A 20,782-nucleotide genomic window follows, 5' to 3' on the forward strand; every position below is an offset into this window, starting at 1 on the left:
GCCGAAATTGCAACGAAAAAACTTTGAATTTTTCAGGATCATATCATGACAAGACGTTCTTTCTCATTCTCCCTGTCGCGTCGCCGGCTGCTTTTCACGGCCTCTCTGGCAGTCTCCGCCTCGCTGTTTTTATCGACAGCGGCACCTCTGAGCGCATTGGCGGCGGATACGCCGCGCGATGGCGGTGACATCACATTTCTGATCGATTCACTGGGCGACACCTGGATCCCAAACAACAGCGCCATCTCCAGTTTCCAGGGCCACATCTGGGGGCATGTGACGGACAAGCTGCTTTACGTCGATGCGGAAGGTAAAGTCAGCCCATGGATCGCCGAACGCTGGGAGCAGAACGACACCGCAACGGAATTCACCCTTCACTTGAAGAGCGGGGTGACTTTCTCGGATGGCGAACCGCTGGACGCGAAGGCTGTCGTCGCCAATCTCGACATCTGGTATGCCGGCCGCAAGAACGAGGGGATCAACCCGATCGGCCTCTTCCCCAAGACCTACGATCACGCCGAGGCGGTCGATGCCACGACAGTCAAGGTATTCTTCAAGAAGCCAACGCTCGGTTTCATTCCAACCCTTGGTTATCACGGCTCCATCCTGATCTCTCCCAAGAGCATCGCGCAGCCTGCCGGCCAGCAGGCCGACCTCAGCAAGACCGCCGGCAGCGGACCTTACGTGGTGGAGTCGTGGAAAGAGGGCGATCATGTCACTCTGGTCAAGCGCAAGGACTATAATTGGGGTCCGGCCGCAGTCGGCCATACCGGACCCGCCTATCTCGATACCATCACCTACAAGCTGGTTTCGGAGCCGTCCCTTCGCGTCGCTTCCGTTCAGTCCGGTCAGGCAGACGTCGCCTACAATGCCTCGCCCCAGGAGCTGAAATCGCTCAAGGAGGAAGGTTTCACCGTCGCGACCCCGCGTTACCTCGGCTTCGTCAACGGCTGGGCGGTCAACACCAAGCTTCAACCCTATGATGACGTGAAGGTGCGCCAAGCGCTCCAGGCAGGCATCAACCGTCAGGAAATCATCGACACTGTCTATACGCAGGACTGGAAGCTTGCGACGTCGTTCATCCAGAGCAACGTCCCCGGCGCGACAGATCACAGCGATCTCCTCGCCTATAACCCGGACAAGTCGGAGAAGCTTCTGGACGAAGCCGGATGGGTCAAGGGCGCGGACGGCGTTCGGGTGAAAGACGGCAAGCCGCTGGAATTGACGATCCATTCCAATCCTTATCTGGCAACCTCGAAATCCGTCGATGAGCTGATTGCCCAGCAGCTTGGCAGGCTCGGATGGAAGGTCAACATCAGGGCCTATGATGTCGTAACCTATGGCGAGAAGGTCAAATTCGGCGGCGCCGCAGTTCCCGCATATGAAGTCACGCGCAGCTTCATCGACGCCGGCACCGTCGCCAGCATCCTGACCAACGCCAACAATGGCGAGAACTGGTTTGCGCTCGATGAGCGCGATGCGACGCTCAACGATCTGCGCGACAAAATCGCCGGTGCAGGTTCCGTCGAAGACCGAAAGCCGCTTCTGGACAGCCTGCAGAAATATCTGCTCGAACAGGGCTACTTCATACCGCGCACGCAAATCGTTCAGCGCATTTACGTGCAGTCACCGAAGCTGAAGGGCGAAGTCTATAACGGTGTCGCCTACGCCAGCTATTACACAGCGTTCATTGCCGAATGAGGCCAGCACCCACCGAGTAACGTCAAGGAGGTGACGGCATGAGCAATGCCTACCTAACCTACGCCGCAAAGCGGCTCGGCCAGGCGATCGTCGTCATCCTTCTGGCCTATGTCTTCACCTTCGTGGTCGTCAGCGTTTTGCCCGGCGACCCGATCACCAGCGTTCTGCGCAACCCGCAGAACGGTTTCACCGAGCAGGAGATCGCCGAAATCATTGCTGCACAGGGGCTGGACAGGCCGATCATCGTGCAGCTCTGGCACTCCCTGTCGGCATTCCTGACGGGCAACCTCGGCATTTCCATGCGCTCCAATCGACCCGTCACGACCCTGATTGCCGAGGTGCTGCCATCGACGCTGGTTTTGGCCTCCGCCGGGCTGACGGTCGCCTTGATCCTCGCCTTCGCCGTTGCCTATGGCACGCAGGTCGTACCGAAACGATATGGGCAAGGATTGCTGCGAGCCTTCCCCTCGCTGTTCCTGTCGACACCCAATTTCGTCATCGGACTGTTTCTGATCCATCTCTTCGGTTTTCAGCTCAGGCTGTTCCGGGTCATCGAGCCCGACAGCTTCTGGGCGACGCTGTTTGCAGCGATCACCATTGGCATACCGTTTTCCGCGCAGATCGCGGAAGTCCTGATCGCCAATCTCGATCATGAAGCGGAGCAGGATTACGCGGCGGTTGCCCGCAGCCGCGGCATCGGGCCGAGAAGGCTTTTCACGACACATCTGCTCAAGCCCGCCTCGCTACCGGTGGTAACCGTTATCGCCCTGACCGTGGGCGAGCTTCTGGGCAACTCGCTGATCACGGAAACCGTGTTCGGCCGTACCGGCATCGGCAGTCTCGTACAGCGCTCCGTCAGCACGCAGGACCTGCCGGTCCTGCAGGCCATCGTCTCGATGGGAGCCGTGGTGTTCGTCGTCGTCAACCTTATCGCCGATCTTCTCTATCCGCTGCTCGATCCGCGGGTGAAAATTATCGTTGGCCGAAAACGTCGCCTGGCAACCATCGACGACACGCCGCTTGGCCTTGAAACGGGGGCCAAGCCATGAGCCTTATCTCCAGCCCGGTCTCCGGCAGCAATCCGTTCGAGAAGCTGAGAGCTCTCAACATCACTGCAACCGTCGCCCTTTCCCTCCTCGTCATCGCAATCGTCGTCGCCTGGTCGATTGCGCCGCAACTGTTCACCAGCCAGAGCCCGATCAACGGCGTTCCGGCCGACAAGCTTCTTGCGCCAAGTTTTGCGCACTGGTTCGGCACCGATCATCTGGGGCGCGATCTCTATACACGGGTCGTTTATGGCACAGCATCATCCGTATCGAGCGCCCTGGTCGCTGTCGTCATCGGCGTCTTCATCGGCGGGGTGATCGGTTTGCTCGCCGGATTTTTCGGCGGCTGGGTGGATATCGTCTTTGCGCGTTTTGTCGACGTGCTGCTGTCTATCCCGAAGTTCCTGCTCGCGGTCATCATCGTCACGGCCATCGGCTTCGAAACGATCAATGCGGCGATTGCGACAGGCATATCAGCCATCGCCTTCTTCGCCCGCGTGGCTCGCTCCGAGGTCATCAAAACCCGTCAGGCGACCTTCGTGGAGGCGTCCTTTCTGCTGGGGGGCTCGCGCCGCTACATCGTTCTGAGACACGTCCTTCCAAATGCATCCCGCTCGATGCTGCCGCTTGCCGTGCTGCAATTCGGCGAGTCCATTCTGGTGATCGCCAGCCTCGCCTTCCTCGGCTACGGCGACCCTCCGCCTTCTTCCGACTGGGGCCTGCTGATTTCAATCGGCAAGGACTACCTCAAATGGCCCTGGCTCGTTTATGCGCCCGCGTTCGTTACGATCGTGACCGTCCTCTCTGTCAACAGGATCAGCCGATGGCTTCGCAAATCGCACTGAAAACAGCGCCAATCCTTCCCGAGTTCGTGGCAGCGTCTCCACAACACGCGACGCCCCTCCTCGCGGTCGAAAATCTCGCCGTTTCCTACGGGCGGCAGGAGGTCGTCCATAATGTCGGTTTCGAAATCGGGCGTGGCGAAAGCCTTGCCCTCATCGGGGAATCCGGTTCTGGAAAATCGACAATCGCGAAAGCCGTGCTGCGGCTTCTTCCCAACGGTGCGAACGCCACGGGTCAGGTCGTTTTCGACAGGCAGAACATTCTCGCATTGCCGGAACGCCGTTTCAGGCCGTTTCGCGGCCGTGAAATCGGTTTCGTGCCGCAGGATCCGGGCAACTCTCTCAATCCCGTGAGAACAATCGGCTCGCAGGCGCTGGAGGCCGCAGCGCTGACGGAAGAGGTCAACCCTTCGATCCGCAAGACACTTATTCTCGAAACATTCGCCAAGGTGGGTCTCGACAATCCGCAACGGGTCTACGATTCCTATCCACATCAACTGTCCGGCGGGATGTTGCAACGCGTGCTGATCGCGCTCGCAATATTGCCCCGTCCTGCACTGCTGGTGGCGGACGAGCCAACTTCGGCGCTGGACGTAACGATCCAGAAGCGCATCCTTGATCTTCTCTCCCGCCTTCGGGATGAGCTGAATATCAGCCTGCTTCTCATTACCCACGACCTCGCAATAGCGGCGGAGAGGGCAGACAATCTCGTCGTGCTGAAGAACGGCGTCGTGCAGGAAGCAGGCAGGACGTCGGCCGTTTTTTCCTCCCCCTCCTCACCCTACGCCAAAAAGCTCCATGGCGACGTGCCCGCGCTCAACCCGGAGCGTTACGCCAGGTTCCGCGATCCGGGGTTCAGCCTTCTCGAGAGCGACAAATCGCCAAAGATCGCCGTCAGCGGCGTCACCAAGCGCTTCACCGTCGATGGCAAAACCCTGACGGCGGTGGACGATATTTCGTTTACGGTTCCGGCGGGCACAACCCATGCCCTCGTCGGCGAATCCGGCTCCGGCAAGACCACGACGATCCGCCTGCTGCTGGGGCTCGAAGAGCCTGAAAGCGGCACGATCACGGTTGCCGACGAGACCGTCACGAGCAAAAGCCGGGCTTCGCTCCGGTCCGTCTGGCGGCATCTTCAGCTGGTTTACCAGAACCCGTTTACGTCACTCGACCCGACATGGAAGGTGGGGCAGCTTGTGCGTGAACCACTCGACCGGTTCGAGATCGGGACGCCGAAAGAGCGCTCCGAGCGGGTACGGGAAGCTCTCGCTAATGTCGGTTTGAGCGAGCACCTCCTGGAGCGCAAACCGTCGGCCCTCTCCGGCGGGCAGCGGCAACGTGTGGCAATCGCCCGTTCGCTGGTCCTCAAACCGGATGTGATCGTGCTGGACGAACCCACATCCGCTCTCGATGTCAGCGTGCAGGCGGATATTGTCGAGGTTCTGCTGTCGCTGCAGGCCAAGCTCGGCCTGACCTATGTTTTCGTTTCGCACGACCTCGCCCTGGTCCGGCAACTTGCGCACAGCGTTTCGGTGATGCAGCGGGGACGCATCGTCGAGCATGGAGCCGTCACCGAGATTTTCGGCAATCCGAGACACGAATATACCGCGTCCCTGCTGAACTCCATCCCGTCGGGCATTGCCGGGACGGTTCGCGTTCCCGCGGTCCGGCACGCTCTGCGCAAGGAGCAACTCGCATGAATATTGCAGCAGCTTCCCGTGACCTTCCCGGGTTGTTTCGACCGAAACAGCGGCTTGGCTTCAATACGCGGGTGTCGTTCAACGACGATGACGGTCCGGCACAGGGGTTGCGGCAGGGCATAGAATTGTTCAGGCAGGCGGAAAGGCTGGGTTATCAGTCAGGCTGGGCCTATCAGCGTCACTTCGACCATTATCTTTCTTCCCCGTTACCTTTCTTTGCGGCAGTCGGCCAGCATACGCGGCACATCACACTTGGCTCCGCCGTCATCCCGATGCGTTATCAGGACCCGATCCTTTTGGCCGAAGCAGCGGGAACGACCGACCTTTTGATCGACGGACGGCTCGAACTTGCCATTTCGACTGGAGCCAACGGCGCCTTCGACGCCGTTTTCGGAACCGTCGACACCGATGCCCGGACAGAGGCAAAGCGGCGCCAGTCGCGCTTCCTCGCCGCCATTGCCGGCGATGTTCTGCACATCGTTACGGAGCGGGACACGGGCGCGCCTGCGGGAGCCGAGTTGCGGGTAACGCCACATAGCCCCACCCTTCGCAGCCGTATCCGCCAGGGCTCCGCCAGCCTCGATTCAGCGATACAGGCCGCCGAACTCGGGATCGGCCTGATTTCAGGAACCGTCCTTCACGATCAGGCCGAAGGCGAGACTTTCGGTCAGTATCAGGCGCGGATCATCGACGCCTATCGCACCCATTGGCTGCGCATCTGGAAAACGACGCCGCCGCCGGTCGCCGTTGCAGCTTCCGTTCTGGTCGGCACCACTCCGGAACTGCGAGAGAAGTACGCGGCCTACGATCTTGAGCGCCGCACGGCGGGAATTGCCGCCTCACGGCCAAAGGGTGCGCTGGCTCCTGCCGGCCAGCCGGTTGGCGCGCTGATTTCTCCTGTCTTTCAAGGCACACCGGATGCGGTCATAGAGGCGGTGTTGAGCGACCCGGGGCTGGCAGCCGCAGATGAACTCGTCCTGTTTCTGCCTCCCGCTTTCGGACTGTCCGAAAACATAAGATTGCTCACCGATCTTGCGACAACGGTTGCCCCCTCTCTTGGGTGGAAACCCGCTTCCGATCACCAAGGACCGGAACAGGCGGCAATCCAGGGTTCTAGACCGCCAGCATAGTCAGGCAATATTTTCTACATTTTCCATAGAAATAGAAAGACCTGTCTTCCTCATATGCCATGCCGGCTTTAGCTTTTACCCGACACCCAGAAACACCAAGGAGCTCCCATGGCTGCGGAATTCATCAGCGTCAGCTTTCCCAACGCGTCCAATGATCTGAACCCCATCCCGGATGCTCCGGTCGATCCGCTCTTCCTGGAACGTTATGCGCGTGCGCTGGACGATTACGGGTTCAACTACACGCTCATCCCCTATTCCTCTTCCTCATTCGATCCCTTCACACTGGGCGCGACGGTGCTTGCGCATACGAAGAACATCAAGATCATCGTCGCGCTCCGGCCCAACACCGTTTATCCGACGGTTGCCGCCAAATCCCTCGCCACGCTCGACCAGTTGAGCGGCGGGCGCGTCGTCGTCCACTTCATCGCGGGCGGCAGCGACGAGGAGCAGGCGCGTGAGGGAGATTTCCTCAACAAGGAAGAGCGTTACGAACGCCAGGAAGAATACATCCGCGTTCTCCGCCTTGCCTGGAGCTCGACCGAACCCTTCGATTTCGACGGCAAATATTACCAGTTCAAGCAGTTTCGCAGCGCCGTGCGCCCCACCAACGGCCTGATCCCGATTTCGCTCGGCGGCTCGTCGGATGCCGCCTATCGTATCGGCGGCTCGCTGTGCGACATTTTCGGCCTCTGGGGCGAACCGCTGGCTGAAACCAAGCAGCAGATCGACCGCATCTATGCCGAGGCCGCAAAAGCCGGACGAACCGATCGCCCGCGCATCTGGGTTACCTTCCGGCCAATCGTGGCTGAAACGGATGAGCTGGCCTGGGATAAGGCGCACAGGGTTCTCGACCGTCTGAACGAGAACCGCCAGAAGGGTCTTTCTCGCGCGCCGGTCAACGCAACACCACCCGCCAATATCGGCTCCCAGCGCCTGCTCGACATCGCCAAACGTGGCGATGTCCATGACCGCGCACTGTGGTATCCGACGGTCACCGCGACCAATGCAAGCGGCGCAACAACCGCTCTGGTCGGATCGCCGCGCACCATCGCCGACTCCATTCTCGACTATATCGATCTCGGCGCCGATCTGATTTCGATCCGTGGATACGACAATTATAACGATGCCGTCGACTACGGGCGATACATCCTGCCCCTCGTCCGCGAGGGCATTCGTGAGCGCGAAGAGGCAAAGAAGAAGGCAGCCGCCTGATCACGGCGGTCCGGCCACGCCGTCGGACCCATCCACCTCTTCTTACAGGACAGGGATCATCCACGCCCGCAACGGATGATCCCGCCCGCCGACCTTCAGAAAGCCGTTACCGCATGTCCTACGATCCCACCGCACTTGACGCCGCCGTGCGCGCCGTTTCCGAAGCCGCACCGGATGCGGATCAGACCGGTCAGTTTCCCTGGACCGGTATTCGCGCCGTTCATCAGGCTGGACTTCTCGAGAGCACCGTGGCCACGCGTTACGGCGGCCCGGGAGGAACCTTGAGTACCGCAGCCCATATTCTGGCGGCGTTGGGACGCGGCGATCCCTCTGTGGCGCTCATCAGCGCGATGACGATCTTCACGCATCTGGGACAGGCAGCAAAGGACCATTGGCCCGACGGGCTTTACAGGGACCTTCTTTCCAGGGCCAAACACCAGCCACTGCTGCTGAACGCCGCCCGTGTGGAGCCCGAGCTGGGCTCGCCGGCCCGTGGCGGATTGCCGGCCACGCGTGCGCACCGGACGGCGAATGGCTGGTCGATCACGGGCCGCAAGCGCTTCGTGACGGGCGCGCACGGCCTCACGCACTTCCTCGTCTGGGCGCACACCGACGAGGCTCAGGCTCGCGTCGGCACCTTCGTCGTGCCCAATGGCCTGCCCGGCATCAGGATCATAGAGAACTGGAAGAGCCTCGGAATGCGGGCGACCGGTTCGCACGACGTCGAATATACCGAGGTTGAAATCCCGGCAGAAAATGTGCTGGAACTCGTTGATCCTTCCGTTGCCCAGCAGGATAATCGCGGCCACGCGGCGATGACGCTTGCGCTGACCGCAATCTATCTGGGCGCGGCTGAGGCCGCTCAGGAAGCGTTCATTCGCTTCGCGCATGAACGCGTGCCCGCCAATCTGGGCCATGCCATTGCGCGGACAGAACGTTTTGTCACGCTTTCGGGCGAGATCGACCTTTTGGTCTCCGGCGCCCGGCAGATCATCTTTGGCGCGCTCGCAAACCATATCGGCGATGCGGAACACCTGATAAGGGCCCGGCTTCTCGCCGGCCGGCAAATCCGCGACGCCGTCCAGATAGCCGTTCGCGGCATCGGCAATCCCGGCCTCAACGCCGATCTCGGCCTCGAGCGGCATTTCCGCGATATCCAGTCGGTTCTCGTCCATGCTCCCCAGGAGGACACCTCCGTCGCCATTCTCGGACGCGCCGCCTTTGACCGCTGGAAAACGAGCGAGAATGACCGGTCGGCACCCAACCTGTCGATCCTGAAGACGGCTTGAAACGCGGTGACAAACCGCCTTTCCTTCGGATCACGACGTACAGCATATCGTTGCTTTTAGCCTCCATAGCGAATGGCGGGTTGAGATGCCGTCCGGCAAAGGGTATCAGGTGCCACTCCCAGGCGGAGCTTCCGCAAGCAACAAGGCGCATCCTGACATGATCCCGGACTTCCTCGTCACCCATTCCGGTGGCTTCCATGCCGACGAACTGCTGTCGAGCGTCGTGCTGACCCGGCTTTTCCCGCAGGCACGCCTGATCCGCAGCAGGGCGCCCGAATGGATCGCACCCGACGCAGACCGCATCGTCTATGACGTCGGCGGTGTTTATGACGCGGCGAAGGGAGCCTTCGATCACCACCAGCGCGGCGCACCGTTGCGGGAGGACGGTCAGCCCTATAGTTCGTTCGGACTGATCTGGAAGCATTTCGGCCGCGATTATCTTGCCGCCTTCGGCGTTCCTGAAGACCATATCGAAACCGTTCACGCCTCTTTCGATGCGAGCTTCGTGCTGCCGGTCGATCTGGTCGACAATGGCGCGCTCAGCCCCTCGACCGCGGGGGCACTCGCCGGGCTGACCCTGCCCGTCCTGCTGGAAACTCTGAAACCTGTTTTCGACGAGACAGATCCCGAAGCGGACAATCGCAGTTTCCACGCGGCGCTGGCCATCGCCCGCAGCTTCGTGGAGGCAAAGATTGCCAACAGCGCCGCGAAATTGCGGGCTGAAGCGCTCGTGAGCCGGGCTATCGTGGATGCCGGCGACGGACATATTCTGGAACTGCCGATGGGAATGCCGTTTCGGCCCGCCATCAAGAAGGCGGGCGCCGACCATCTGCTCTTCGTCGTTCATCCACGCAACAACGACTGGTGCCTGACGGGCATCCGCCGCGCGGATGAAGGCTTTGAGCTGCGGGCGGATCTGCCGGCGGCCTGGGCCGGCCTGACGGACAAAGATCTAGAAGCGGTTTGCGGCGTCGAAGGCGCGAGCTTTTGCCACAACGGCCGATTTGTCGCGGCGGCCAGAACCCGCGAGGCGGCACTCGCCATGGCGGAGCTGGCGGTAAAAGAGGCGACCGCAGCCAAATAGTGACATGGTAGCCGACCATGCAACCACGCATTTGGGCCGGCAGCGGGAGGCGAAATTAAGCCCGGATGCGGGTTTTGATCTCGCCCATACCCAGTTCTCGGTACGTCTGAGGAAATTCGCCGGCGCGCGCCCTTGAGCGTCAGGCCACCGTGGTTATCCTGCCCGAATTATGGCGGTCACACACGTATTGAGGAGTACGCGGCCGCTTTCGGGGAGGATATCATGAAGTTTCTGTTGGCCGTTTCGCGCGCCATCGATGCCGCCAATGCAGCCATTGGCAAAGGCATTTCCTGGCTGCTTCTCGCGGCTATTTTCATCAGCGCCATCAATGCCGTCATGCGCAAGGCGTTTTCGATGAGTTCCAACGCCTGGCTCGAATCGCAGTGGTATTTGTTTTCTGCCGTGTTTCTGGTCGCCGCCGCCTACACGCTTCTTAACAACGAGCACGTGAAGGTCGATCTGGTCTACGGAAATCTTCCGCGCAAAGGGCAGCTGTGGGTCGACATACTCGGGACCATCTTCTTTCTCATGCCCTTCTGCCTCATCACGGTCTATCTCTCCTGGCCGGTGTTTCTGCAGAAGCTCGCTTCCGGTGAAGTCTCAAACAACACGGGCGGTCTCATTCAATGGCCCGTCTGGGCGCTGATACCGATTGGCTTCAGCCTCCTCGCCATTCAGGGCGTTTCGGAACTCATCAAGCGCGTCGCGATCCTGCGCGGCGATATCCCCGATCCCGTTGCAGAGGCTGACGCCGCGGCGGCAATGCTCTGATCGAAGGAAAAAACAATAATGGCATTCATTGCGGAAAATCTCGCGCCCATCATGTTTGCGGCGCTCATCATCGTGCTTTTGCTCGGCTATCCCGTGGCCTTCGCGCTAGCCTTCGTCGGCTTCTTCTTCGGCTTCATCGGGATAGAACTCGGCCTGCTGCCGGCGACGCTGTTCCAGGCCATTCCCGATCGCATATTCGGCCAGATGTCGAACGAAACGCTGCTGGCTATACCGTTCTTCACCTTCATGGGGCTCATTCTTGAAAAGAGCGGCATGGCGGAGGATTTGCTGGACACGATCGGCCAGCTGTTTGGACCGGTCCGCGGCGGCATTGCGTTTGCCGTGATCTTCGTCGGGGCAATTCTGGCCGCAACCACCGGCGTCGTCGCCGCCTCGGTTATCTCGATGGGCCTCATCTCGCTTCCCATCATGTTGCGCTATGGTTATGACCGAAAGGTCGCCGCCGGCACGATCGCGGCTTCCGGCACGCTGGCGCAGATCATCCCGCCCAGCCTCGTGCTGATCGTGCTGGCCGACCAGCTCGGCCGTTCGGTGGGCGACATGTACAAGGGCGCGCTCGTTCCGGGTCTCATGCTCGTGGCGGCCTATGCGCTTTATATCATCGTGACCTCGATCATCAGCCCCACGAAAGTTCCGGCCCTGCCGCTGGAGGCGCGGACCCTGCGCGGCACCAAGCTGCTGCTCAAGGTCATCACCTCGCTGGTGCCGCCGCTCGTATTGATATTCCTCGTGCTCGGCACGATCTTCCTCGGGATCGCCACTCCCACGGAAGGCGGGGCCATGGGTGCCGTCGGGGCGCTTGCCCTTGCGCTTGCCAACCGCAAGCTCAATTTCGGCCTGATCCAGCAATCGCTCCACGCCACGGCAAAGCTGTCGTCCTTCGTGCTGCTCATCCTGCTCGGCGCGCGCGTATTTTCCCTGACCTTCTATGGCGTGAACGGCCACGTCTGGGTCGAGCATCTGATGACATCGATCCCGGGCGGCGAGATCGGCTTCCTGATCGTCGCCAACCTGCTGGTCTTTTTCCTGGCCTTCTTCCTCGATTATTTCGAGCTGGCCTTCATCATCATCCCGCTGCTGGCGCCGGTCGCCGATGCGCTTGGCATCGACCTGATCTGGTTTGGCGTGATGCTGGCGGTCAACATGCAGACGTCGTTCATGCACCCGCCCTTCGGTTTCTCGCTGTTCTTCCTGCGGTCCGTCGCACCGACGCGCGCCTATAAGGACCGGATCACGGGACAGACCATCCAGCCGGTCACCTCGTCCCAGATATATCTGGGCGCCATCCCCTATCTGTTCATTCAGCTGACGATGGTCGTCATCATCATCGCCTTCCCCGGCATCGTGATGCACTACAAGTCAGGCGCCAAGCAGGTCGATCCTTCCGCCGTCCATATCAATGTACCGATGCCCGGCGCAGGCACGGACGCCGATCCCTTCGCCAATCCTTTCCTGGCGCCTGGCAACAGCGCACCGAGCTTCGGAAAGCCGGCCACCCCCTGACACTCGGCCGGGCGCAAAAGCGCCCGCCGCAACAAAATCGCTGACGTTCAATAGGAGGAGGTAATCTATGAAGGTCAACCCAGGTCGCAGACAACTCTTGTCGGGCGGCGTACTTGCAGGGGCGGCTGCGGCTGCTTCGGCACTTGCGACACCCGCCATAGCCCAGTCTTTGCCAACCGTTCGCTGGCGTCTCACGTCCGGCTTCCCGAACAATCTGGACACGATCTATGGCGGCGCCGTCGTCATGGCCAATGCATTGAAGGCCATTACGGGCGGCAAGTTCGAAATTCAGGTCTTCCAGGCGGGTGAAATCGTTCCCGGCGCGCAGGCCATCGACGCCGTAAAAGCCAATACCGTCGAGATTTCCCATACCTGCGGCTACTATTTCACCGGGAAAGATCCGACATTCGCCATCGGTTCGACCATCCCCTTCGGCCTGAACGCCCGCCAGCAGAACGCATGGCTCTACCACGGCGGCGGCAACGAGGCTTACAACGAATTCCTTTCCGACTACGGCGTCATCGGCATTCCCGGTGGAGCGACGGGCGCCCAGATGGGCGGATGGTATCGCAAGGAGATCAAGAGCATCGAGGATATCAAGGGCCTCAAGATGCGTATTGCCGGCGTCGCCGGACAGGTGCTCGCCAAGCTTGGCGCGGTGCCGCAGCAGCTTCCGGGTGGCGACATCTATCCGGCGCTGGAGCGGGGCACCATTGATGCCGCGGAGTGGGTCGGTCCCTATGACGACGAAAAGCTCGGCTTCTACCAGATCGCGCCTTATTACTATTATCCCGCGTTCTGGGAAGGTGGGCTGACGATCCACTTCTTCGTCAACAAGGACCAATATGCAGCACTGCCTGATGAATACAAGGCAGCGCTCGACACCGCCTGCAAGGCCGCCAACATCAACATGCAGGCGCTGTACGACGTCAAGAACAAGGATGCGATCCGCTCGCTGGTTTCCAAGGGCACGCAGCTTCGCCCGCTGCCCCGCGATGTGCTCGACGCCGCCTACAAGGCGACCTTCGAGCTTTATGACGAGTACACCCAGAAGCATCCCGCATGGGCCAAGATCTATCCGGGCTGGAAGAAATTCCGCGACGAGAGCTTCGAATGGTTCCGCGTCGCCGAATATACCTATGACAGCTACGGCTATGCCATGCAGACGGCCGGCAAATAAGCCGACATAGACTTTACCGAGGCCCCTGGATGGCGACATTCCGGGGCCTCAAGCCCTTAGCGGCTATTCTTTGATAAGCCCGTTATCGATCGCATAGCGGATGAGACCGGCGGTCGTCGCTATATCCAGTTTCCTCTTGATATTCTTGCGGTGGGTTTCCATCGTGCGCTCGGCGATGTCGAGCGCCAGGGCAGCATCGCGATTGCTCTTTCCGCGCGCGATCAGCAGCAGAACCTCCTGCTCGCGTGTCGTCAGCGCCTTCAGCCTGCCGGAAGACCCCTCCATCAGCACATCGCGAACGCCAGAGGAAAAATAGGTGCCGCCGGCAGCCACGGTTTCGATTGCGGCGACTATTTCTTCGGTCGCCACATCCTTCAGAATGTAACCGGCCGCGCCATACATGACCGAGGTCGATATATATTCCCGGCTGTCATGCATCGACAGCATCAGCACCCGGGCGGAAAGCTGCTTTTCCTTGAACAGCTCCAGGGCATCGATGCCATTGATCTGCGGCATGTTGATATCCATCAGCACCACATCGGGCCGCGTGGCGACAGCCGCGTCGATACCGGCCATGGCGGACACCGCGGTTCCAACGACTTCGAGATGCTCGTAAGTCTCGAGAACGGCCCTCAACCCATCCAGAACCAGAGGATGGTTGTCGATCAACAACACACGGATCGGATGAACGGTCACTCGGCGGCCTCCTGTAAGCCGCTATTGCGATCCTTCATGGCGGTGATGGGCAACACCGCCCGCAGAACGGTTCCCCTGGCGGAGCTTTCGACATCCAGCCTGCCCCCGAAATGCGTCATGCGTTCCTGCATGTTTCTCAAACCGAGCCCCTTGCTTGCAGGCATCCCGTTTTCTGTCCGAACGGCCGGAAAGCCGCGGCCATTGTCGCTGACATCCATCTGGACCCGTTCATCGCGACTGGAGAACCGGATGGCGACCTGCGTCGCGCCGGCATGGCGCTCGATATTGGTCAGCGCCTCCTGTGCGACACGGTAAAGCGCAACCCGTGCCTCCGGGACAAGCATATGCTTGAAGGCCACGGATTCAAGCGTCGCCGCAATTCCCGTGCGTTCGGAAAAACTCGAGATCAGGGATTCCAGAGCCGCCGTCAGCCCCAGATCGTCGAGAACACGCGGGCGAAGATCGTGGGAGATGCGGCGGACTTCCTTGATCGCTTCGTTCAGCGCAATGGCGCCTTTGCCGATTGCCTCGACAGCGCCGACATTATCCGGCGTGACCTTGCGCCGCGCGAGATCGATCGCAAAACGCACGCCGACGAGATTCTGGGAAATGCCGTCATGCAGCTCCCGGGCAATGCGCAGACGCTCCTCCTCCTGGGTATCGATGATCCTTTGCATCAATTCCTTGAGCCGGCCATCCGCCAGCCGCTGCTGGCGCAGATTGAGCAGCATGCAGGTGGCAAACACCAGCAATACGGCGGGAACCGCAAACAGGGCGACGATCAGGAAGTTCCAGGTGATCGAATGCCGCAACTCCTCCTTCGCCGCCGCCGTCGTCGCAAAAACGTCGTCGAGGTAAACGCCGGTACCGATCATCCAGCGCCATTTGTCGAGGCCGGCCGCAAAGGAAAGCTTGTCGGCCATTTTTTTGGTGGAAGGCTTTTCCCACTTGTACTGGACCAGCCCTCCCCCCTTTTTCGCCTCGACGATCAGATCGTAGATCACCCGGTTGCCATCGGGATCGTGGAGATCAAGCCAGTTGTTCCCCGGTCGGAAATTCTGCCGCGGATGGACCACGTTCAGCCCGTCATAGTCATAGACGAAGAAATAGCCGTCAGTACCATAGTCAAGGCCGGTCAGGATGCGCTTGACCTCTTCCTTCGCGGCCTCGTCATCAGGTCCTGCCCTGTCATAAACCGAGCGGATCGCCGAAAGGGCAAGATTGGTGAGGTTGAGGAGTTCAGCCTCCTTTGCAGCGAGCATGTTGCGTTCGAACGCATCGATGCTCGTGCGCGCCAGCGTCATGGACTGCCACGTAATCAGCGCTGTGATGACGATAATCGCAAGAACGAGAGGCCCGATGGCCAATGCGAGAATCTGGCTCCTGAGTTTCATGCGCCCCCCAACACATTCATCTTGCACACTTCACAACACTTAATGCCGCAAATCGGCGACGTTGGAAAGCGAGCCGCGCGACGCGACCTTGCGTGACCTATCCAGGTTTGTAAGCTGAGGGCGGCTTTCAATCCATTTCTGTGGCGCGTGGGGTAAGCGGCGTTCCCGTTTTCGTCAGGCCTGATCCAGGGCAAGGGTCAGGTCGGCGACAAGATCATCGGGATGTTCGATGCCGATTGACAGCCGGATCGTGGAATCCAGCACACCGATGCGCTGGCGGACATCGGCAGGAACTCCCGAATGCGTCATCGTTGCGGGGTGAGAGGCAAGAGACTCCGTGCCGCCGAGGCTTACCGCGAGTTTGAATATGTTGAGCGCATTGAGGAATTTGAAAGAGGCGGCCTGCCCGCCGACGATGTCGAAAGAGAAGGTCGATCCCGCGCCGGAGCATTGGGCGGCAAACACCCTGCCAACCGCGGATGCCGGATCGCTGAACGGCAGGTAATGGATTTTCTCGACCTTGGGATGCGCATTCAGGAATTCCGCCACGACCCTGGCGTTGCTGTCCGCCCGCTCCATCCGGATTTGCAGCGTCTCAAGGGAACGTCCGAGCATCCAGCACGAGTGCGGATCGAGCTGCGTGCCGATTGCTCCACGCAATGCCTTCACCTGTTTCATGACATCCTTCCGGCCGAGCGCTGCCCCGGCAATGAGGTCGGAATGCCCGCCAACATATTTCGTCAGCGAATAGAGCGAGATGTCCGCACCGTATTCGATGGGCCGCTGGAACACCGGGCCGAGAAGCGTATTATCGCAGGCGATGATCGGCCTGTGCCCCTGTCTTTTACCGATCACGTCGGAGACCCGGCTCATCATCGAAATATCGACAATGCTGTTTGTCGGATTGGCGGGGGTCTCGATGAGGATGACGGAGACCCTGCCTTTCGCCATCGCCTCTTCTGCCGCAGCCATCACCGAGGTCTCGCTGACACCATCGGCGAACCCCACTGCCGAGACGCCGAAATTATGGAAGGTCTTGGCCAGCAGCGTCTCCGTGCCGCCATACAGGGGCTGGGAATGGAGCACGGTGTCACCGGGCCGCACGAAGGCGAAAAGCGTCGTCGAAATGGCGGACATGCCCGAGGAGAACAGCGCACAACTCTCCGTGCGCTCATAAACCGCAAGACGATCCTCGACGATCTCGCTGTTCGGATGGTTAAAGCGCGAATAGACGAGGCCCGCGCCCCTGCCCTCGGGCGGTTCTTTACGGCCGGAGACGTAGTCGAAGAAGTCGCGCCCGTCTTCCGCCGATTTGAAAACGAAGGTCGATGTCAGGAACACGGGAGGCTTTACGGCGCCCTCCGACAATTCCGGATCATAACCATAATTGAGCATCTGGGTTTCAGGATGGAGAGCGTGGTTGCCGATATGGGTTTTGGACGGATGCGGCGCGGTCATTTCCGATGATCCCTCAGCTGGCGTTGAACTACCTGCAGGTTACACGCAGTGAAACCAAAATACCTTGCATTCTGAAGCGTCGAGTTGTCTCATGAAGCAATATATTGCGGAGAACGGTCATTTATGTCGCAAAAAATTGCAGACCCGATCGACAGGCGGATACTCAAGGAATTGTCTGCCGATGCGCGGATCACGAACAACGAACTTGCCGAGCGGGTCGGACTGTCGGCATCGGCGTGCCTGCGGCGGCTTCGACGCCTGGAGGAGATGGGCGCCATCAAAGGGTACTCCGCGATCATCAATCCGGCAATCGAGGGATGGACCATGACCGCCCTTGCGTCCGTCCGCCTCAGCCGCCAGCACGATGACGAAATCCGGATGTTCGAGGCGGCCGTGCTTGACTGGGACGAGGTTCTCGAATGTCATCTGGTCACGGGTCCGAGAGACTACATGCTCAAGGTCATGTGCGGTGGGCTGGAGGATTACGAGCGTTTCATCAAGGACAAGATTGCAAAGCTGAAATGCGTGGAAACCATCGAGACCAGCTTCGTCATGAACACGATCAAGGCGCGGCGCATCTGAGCGTCGCGGCCACGGCGGCAATCCGCTTTCTCATCCGGCTCCCGCAACGCTCGGCATTGCAGGGTTCTAGAGGTGCCCGGGCGGCGCATGCCTGTTCCGGCCCGCCGCCCATCGGCGCTAATCGTTCCCGATTGCTTCAAGCCAGATGCTGACGGCGACCGCTCCCGCATCGGGATGTCCTATAGCCCGCTCGCCAAGATAGCTCGCGCGCCCGAGCCGCGGCCTCATCGACGCCGTCACCTCGGCGCCTGCAACGCCTGCCGCCGAGGCGGATCGCCAGGCCACGTCGGCCGAAGCTCCGGCTGCGAGCTTGTCCCGAAACGTCTCTGCCGCCGGATGAAGCGCATCTATCATCGTACGGTCCCCCGGTTTCGCACCACCGAGTTCCGAGACGGCAAGAACGGCAGCCACGAACGCCTCCGCCATCTGTTGGGCCGTCGGCTTTTCGATCCCGGCAAGATGGCGCGAAGCGCGCATCAGGCCCGTGGCGTAAAAGGGGCCTGAGCTTCCGCCGATTGCCTTCCGCATTGCATTCGCCATCGCCATCAATCCACCGGACACATCTGCGAAGCTCTCCCCGGGCAGCGCCAATATTGCTTCGGCACCTCGCACCATGCTTGTTCCAAGGTCACCGTCGCCCGTAACACTGTCGAGCTGCGTCAGTTTAGGCTCTGCGACGATCAGGGCTCGGGCGACCCGCTCCGCGGCGGAACGCAGTCGCTCACCGGCGGCTGTTATTCTGGTTTCCACAGTCTCGCTCTTCTTAACGTCTGCCGAAGGCAAGACGCGGTTGCGGTTCACCGCACCGCCGCGCGGCCATGCGCCGGCATCGGTTGGCGCATCCATGAGGTTGAGCATTGCGTCGTCCACATGCATGACCGACAGGGAAAAGCCGGGCATGTCGAGGGCAGAGAGGAAGGTACCCGCCCATGCCCGTTCGACCACGACGCCCTTTGCTTCCAGGCGTGCGACGGCGGATCGCGCCACGACCGCAAGTTCCATTGGCGGCGTCGATCCCAGTCCGTTGACCAGAAGCGCAACCCGGTCTCCGCTCTTCAGCTTGCCATCGGCTTCAATCGTCTCGAGGACCAGCTTCACAAGCTCGTCCGCCGATGCGATGGACATCCGCCGGACGCCCTGCTCGCCATGGATGCCGAGTCCGACTTCGATTTCAGCGTCGCCAAGGACGAAGCCCGGCCTGCCGACGGCAGGGAGCGTGCAGGACCCCAGCGATATTCCCATGGAGGACAATTTCCCAGTGGCTTCCCGCGCGATGCGGGCCACCTCTTGAAGCGGAAGCCCCTGCTCCGCGGCCGCGCCGGCGAGCTTATGCACAAGCACTGTGCCTGCAATACCCCGGCGGCGATCGTCGGGAACTGTGTCCTTCAACGCAACGTCATCGGCGACGACCACGATCTCGACCGGAATTCCTTCAGCCCGTGCCAGTTCGGCCGCCAATCCGAAATTCAGCCGATCGCCGGTGTAGTTCTTGACGATAACCAGAGCGCCGGCGGGTCCGGCCGCAACCCTGATGCCGGCAAGAACCGCATCGGTGCTCGGCGAGGTGAAGACATCGCCTGCCACCGCAACGGTGAGCATGCCCGCGCCCACATAACCCGCATGGGCTGGTTCATGGCCACTGCCACCGCCCGACAGCACCGCCACCCTGCGCTTTTCCGGAGCCAGAAGGCCAGACCGGATAACGACATTCTCATCCGCAAGCAGGACCGTCGCGGGGCTGAGGGCCACCACGCCTTCGAGCATGTCCCGCACAACGGTGGCTGGATCGTTGATGAGCTTCTTCATGCCTTACTCCTCGATGCAGTTCGTTGGCCGGCGGGGACGCGCACGTGCCCTGCTGACCGTGAACAAGCACGATCTTCCGACCAATTTCAAGTTCCGGGCATTCGCACTCGCGACATCGATTGAAGGCGTGCGAGGGAAACACAGGTGCATATCCGCCATTGCCTCTCGCGACGGAGGCGCTATCATGATGGCGCTGTAGGGCGGTAAGCTTTGGGAGGAGCGATACGTGAGACGGATGTGGCCAGACGAATTTGCGTTTCTGCTGGACGGTGCAGAAGAGGTTGACCTACATATTCCATCGGCGGCACATGACGATGGCTCGCCCGGAAAAACAATATCCAGAAAGGCCTTGAAAGCCCGGATCAGCCAGCAGGATTTTGAAAATATCTGGCATCTCGCAGAGGCCCGCTACCGGCTGAACGGCAGGTTCTCTGACAAGGCGATTACGCTGATCGCCAACAACCCCCACTACCAAAAATGGCATCCCTCCGACGGCGGCAGCATCGAAAGCGTCTCCGATAGCGGTCAGAAATACACGACACGCTATGTGATCGTGCACTTTCTTCTGGATGATGTCAGCGAAGCTGTCGAAGCCTGAAATCAGGAGAGGCGGTTCCTGCCGGTGACAGTACGGAGCGTTTGTGTTGCAACGGGACGAAGAGATTTCGGATAGCTGAAAACAGCGACATTAAGTCGTTGCAAGCCGCCGGCGGATCGGAAACCCTGCATTACCCGCTCCCGTTGTCAGAGTGGCAGGTGCCTCCGCAGGACCCGCACCAACGATCACAACGTCGAATTCAATCGCTTCGCGTTCGGACGCAATGCACTGAGTTGTCATTTCGCGCGGTCAGTCCAAAAATACATGCTTGAGAAATCGACGGATGCGGGCGAGCAAACCCTGCGGCATTCCCTCACATTTCCTGTCAGGCAAGTTACGGTTTTGGGACGGCTTCTTCGCTTGATCAACGGCGGGTGCGATTTCATTTCTTCGAATTTGCTCGGCATGATCGATGCTGATCTGAAATGGCATTTTCATTCCGGCAATCCTCCAGGCTGGCATGATGAAATTACAGCGCCTTCTCGAGTTCCGGCAGCGCCTCGAAGAGGTCTGCGACGAGGCCGTAGTCGGCCACCTGGAAGATCGGCGCTTCTTCATCCTTGTTGATGGCGACGATGACCTTCGAATCCTTCATGCCGGCCAGATGCTGGATGGCGCCCGAGATGCCGGCGGCGATGTAAAGCTGCGGCGCAACCACCTTGCCGGTCTGGCCCACCTGCCAGTCGTTCGGCGCATAACCGGCATCGACAGCCGCACGGCTGGCGCCAACGGCGGCACCCAGCTTGTCGGCGACGGGAAGGATGACTTG

19 protein-coding genes are annotated in these 20,782 nt (G+C 60.4%); 13 read left to right on the forward strand and 6 right to left on the reverse strand.

Features of this window, described 5'->3' with window-relative positions; genetic code table 11:
• Nucleotides 1-45: 45 nt before the first annotated feature.
• From L904_RS06125 to L904_RS06175, 11 genes are all read left to right on the forward strand, one after another.
• Complete coding sequence (locus tag L904_RS06125) at nt 46-1,701, forward strand: ABC transporter substrate-binding protein (protein WP_020812388.1); 1,656 nt, start codon at nt 46-48, stop codon at nt 1,699-1,701.
• Between the two features lie 38 nt (nt 1,702-1,739).
• Nucleotides 1,740-2,750 (forward strand): ABC transporter permease, encoded by a 1,011-nt coding sequence (locus tag L904_RS06130; RefSeq protein WP_020812389.1) that lies wholly within the window; start codon nt 1,740-1,742, stop codon nt 2,748-2,750.
• On the forward strand, nt 2,747-3,592 hold the full coding sequence (locus L904_RS06135) for an ABC transporter permease (protein WP_035262723.1): 846 nt from the start codon (nt 2,747-2,749) through the stop codon (nt 3,590-3,592). The genes L904_RS06130 and L904_RS06135 overlap by 4 nt, the downstream gene beginning before the upstream one ends.
• Nucleotides 3,571-5,289, forward strand: coding sequence for an ABC transporter ATP-binding protein (locus tag L904_RS06140; RefSeq protein ID WP_035262720.1), 1,719 nt, complete (start codon nt 3,571-3,573; stop codon nt 5,287-5,289). Before L904_RS06135 ends, L904_RS06140 begins: the two co-directional genes overlap by 22 nt.
• Nucleotides 5,286-6,419, forward strand: a complete 1,134-nt coding sequence (locus tag L904_RS06145; RefSeq protein ID WP_020809094.1) for an LLM class flavin-dependent oxidoreductase — start codon at nt 5,286-5,288, stop codon at nt 6,417-6,419. The genes L904_RS06140 and L904_RS06145 overlap by 4 nt, the downstream gene beginning before the upstream one ends.
• Before the next feature lie 108 nt (nt 6,420-6,527).
• Nucleotides 6,528-7,631: an LLM class flavin-dependent oxidoreductase gene (locus L904_RS06150; protein WP_020809093.1), complete on the forward strand. Its 1,104-nt coding sequence runs from the start codon at nt 6,528-6,530 to the stop codon at nt 7,629-7,631.
• A 113-nt stretch (nt 7,632-7,744) separates the two neighbouring features.
• Nucleotides 7,745-8,920 carry an acyl-CoA dehydrogenase family protein gene (locus L904_RS06155; RefSeq protein ID WP_020809092.1) on the forward strand — a complete coding sequence of 392 codons (1,176 nt, stop codon included), beginning with the start codon at nt 7,745-7,747 and terminating at the stop codon, nt 8,918-8,920.
• A gap of 157 nt (nt 8,921-9,077) precedes the next feature.
• Nucleotides 9,078-10,004 carry an MYG1 family protein gene (locus L904_RS06160; RefSeq protein ID WP_020809091.1) on the forward strand — a complete coding sequence of 309 codons (927 nt, stop codon included), beginning with the start codon at nt 9,078-9,080 and terminating at the stop codon, nt 10,002-10,004.
• 222 nt (nt 10,005-10,226) lie between these two features.
• On the forward strand, nt 10,227-10,775 hold the full coding sequence (locus tag L904_RS06165; RefSeq protein WP_020809090.1) for a TRAP transporter small permease subunit: 549 nt from the start codon (nt 10,227-10,229) through the stop codon (nt 10,773-10,775).
• Nucleotides 10,776-10,790: 15 nt separating this feature from the next.
• Nucleotides 10,791-12,299 (forward strand): TRAP transporter large permease subunit, encoded by a 1,509-nt coding sequence (locus L904_RS06170; protein WP_049832270.1) that lies wholly within the window; start codon nt 10,791-10,793, stop codon nt 12,297-12,299.
• 67 nt (nt 12,300-12,366) lie between these two features.
• On the forward strand, nt 12,367-13,479 hold the full coding sequence (locus tag L904_RS06175; protein ID WP_020809088.1) for a TRAP transporter substrate-binding protein: 1,113 nt from the start codon (nt 12,367-12,369) through the stop codon (nt 13,477-13,479).
• A 63-nt stretch (nt 13,480-13,542) separates the two neighbouring features.
• Here the strand turns inward: L904_RS06175 and L904_RS06180 are convergent, their stop codons facing one another.
• The 3 genes from L904_RS06180 to L904_RS06190 all read right to left on the reverse strand — a co-directional run bounded on the left by L904_RS06180 (nt 13,543) and on the right by L904_RS06190 (nt 17,027).
• A complete protein-coding gene (locus L904_RS06180; protein ID WP_020809087.1) occupies nt 13,543-14,175 on the reverse strand; it encodes a response regulator transcription factor in 633 nt (210 codons plus the stop codon).
• A complete protein-coding gene (locus L904_RS06185) occupies nt 14,172-15,569 on the reverse strand; it encodes a cache domain-containing protein (protein ID WP_020809086.1) in 1,398 nt (465 codons plus the stop codon). The genes L904_RS06180 and L904_RS06185 overlap by 4 nt, the downstream gene beginning before the upstream one ends.
• A gap of 174 nt (nt 15,570-15,743) precedes the next feature.
• Nucleotides 15,744-17,027, reverse strand: a complete 1,284-nt coding sequence (locus L904_RS06190; RefSeq protein WP_020809085.1) for a cystathionine gamma-synthase family protein — start codon at nt 17,025-17,027, stop codon at nt 15,744-15,746.
• A 123-nt stretch (nt 17,028-17,150) separates the two neighbouring features.
• Between L904_RS06190 and L904_RS06195 the strand changes: the two genes are divergently transcribed.
• The gene (locus L904_RS06195; RefSeq protein WP_003521846.1) at nt 17,151-17,609 is read left to right on the forward strand and encodes an Lrp/AsnC family transcriptional regulator; all 459 of its coding nucleotides are present in this window, start codon (nt 17,151-17,153) and stop codon (nt 17,607-17,609) included.
• A 117-nt stretch (nt 17,610-17,726) separates the two neighbouring features.
• On the opposite strand, the gene L904_RS06200 is transcribed toward L904_RS06195, so the two are convergent.
• Nucleotides 17,727-19,415 carry a dihydroxyacetone kinase family protein gene (locus L904_RS06200; protein ID WP_020809084.1) on the reverse strand — a complete coding sequence of 563 codons (1,689 nt, stop codon included), beginning with the start codon at nt 19,413-19,415 and terminating at the stop codon, nt 17,727-17,729.
• Between the two features lie 235 nt (nt 19,416-19,650).
• Here L904_RS06200 and L904_RS06210 point away from each other — a divergent pair, with 235 nt between their 5' ends.
• The gene (locus L904_RS06210; RefSeq protein ID WP_020809082.1) at nt 19,651-20,013 is read left to right on the forward strand and encodes a hypothetical protein; all 363 of its coding nucleotides are present in this window, start codon (nt 19,651-19,653) and stop codon (nt 20,011-20,013) included.
• 249 nt (nt 20,014-20,262) lie between these two features.
• On the opposite strand, the gene L904_RS06215 is transcribed toward L904_RS06210, so the two are convergent.
• Together L904_RS06215 and L904_RS06220 are read right to left on the reverse strand one after the other, a co-directional pair.
• Complete coding sequence (locus tag L904_RS06215) at nt 20,263-20,451, reverse strand: hypothetical protein (RefSeq protein ID WP_020809081.1); 189 nt, start codon at nt 20,449-20,451, stop codon at nt 20,263-20,265.
• A 31-nt stretch (nt 20,452-20,482) separates the two neighbouring features.
• Nucleotides 20,483-20,782, reverse strand: a 300-nt coding sequence (locus L904_RS06220; protein ID WP_197416737.1) for an electron transfer flavoprotein subunit alpha/FixB family protein, incomplete at its 5' end; no start/stop codon positions are given.

Origin of the sequence: Agrobacterium sp. LY4 (assembly GCF_001526585.1) — a bacterium.
In the GTDB taxonomy this organism is placed as follows: domain Bacteria; phylum Pseudomonadota; class Alphaproteobacteria; order Rhizobiales; family Rhizobiaceae; genus Agrobacterium; species Agrobacterium leguminum.

Excerpts from the sequence above, each read along its gene's own strand:
- L904_RS06190 (WP_020809085.1), bottom strand. The coding sequence starts at position 17,027 with ATGACCGCGCCGCATCCGTCCAAAACCCATATCGGCAACCACGCTCTC.
- L904_RS06140 (WP_035262720.1), top strand. The coding sequence starts at position 3,571 with ATGGCTTCGCAAATCGCACTGAAAACAGCGCCAATCCTTCCCGAGTTC.
- L904_RS06155 (WP_020809092.1), top strand. The coding sequence starts at position 7,745 with ATGTCCTACGATCCCACCGCACTTGACGCCGCCGTGCGCGCCGTTTCC.
- L904_RS06215 (WP_020809081.1), bottom strand. The coding sequence starts at position 20,451 with ATGAAAATGCCATTTCAGATCAGCATCGATCATGCCGAGCAAATTCGA.
- L904_RS06200 (WP_020809084.1), bottom strand. The coding sequence starts at position 19,415 with ATGAAGAAGCTCATCAACGATCCAGCCACCGTTGTGCGGGACATGCTC.
- L904_RS06195 (WP_003521846.1), top strand. The coding sequence starts at position 17,151 with ATGTCGCAAAAAATTGCAGACCCGATCGACAGGCGGATACTCAAGGAA.
- L904_RS06150 (WP_020809093.1), top strand. The coding sequence starts at position 6,528 with ATGGCTGCGGAATTCATCAGCGTCAGCTTTCCCAACGCGTCCAATGAT.
- L904_RS06145 (WP_020809094.1), top strand. The coding sequence starts at position 5,286 with ATGAATATTGCAGCAGCTTCCCGTGACCTTCCCGGGTTGTTTCGACCG.
- L904_RS06185 (WP_020809086.1), bottom strand. The coding sequence starts at position 15,569 with ATGAAACTCAGGAGCCAGATTCTCGCATTGGCCATCGGGCCTCTCGTT.
- L904_RS06135 (WP_035262723.1), top strand. The coding sequence starts at position 2,747 with ATGAGCCTTATCTCCAGCCCGGTCTCCGGCAGCAATCCGTTCGAGAAG.
- L904_RS06160 (WP_020809091.1), top strand. The coding sequence starts at position 9,078 with ATGATCCCGGACTTCCTCGTCACCCATTCCGGTGGCTTCCATGCCGAC.
- L904_RS06130 (WP_020812389.1), top strand. The coding sequence starts at position 1,740 with ATGAGCAATGCCTACCTAACCTACGCCGCAAAGCGGCTCGGCCAGGCG.
- L904_RS06210 (WP_020809082.1), top strand. The coding sequence starts at position 19,651 with ATGTGGCCAGACGAATTTGCGTTTCTGCTGGACGGTGCAGAAGAGGTT.
- L904_RS06165 (WP_020809090.1), top strand. The coding sequence starts at position 10,227 with ATGAAGTTTCTGTTGGCCGTTTCGCGCGCCATCGATGCCGCCAATGCA.
- L904_RS06125 (WP_020812388.1), top strand. The coding sequence starts at position 46 with ATGACAAGACGTTCTTTCTCATTCTCCCTGTCGCGTCGCCGGCTGCTT.
- L904_RS06175 (WP_020809088.1), top strand. The coding sequence starts at position 12,367 with ATGAAGGTCAACCCAGGTCGCAGACAACTCTTGTCGGGCGGCGTACTT.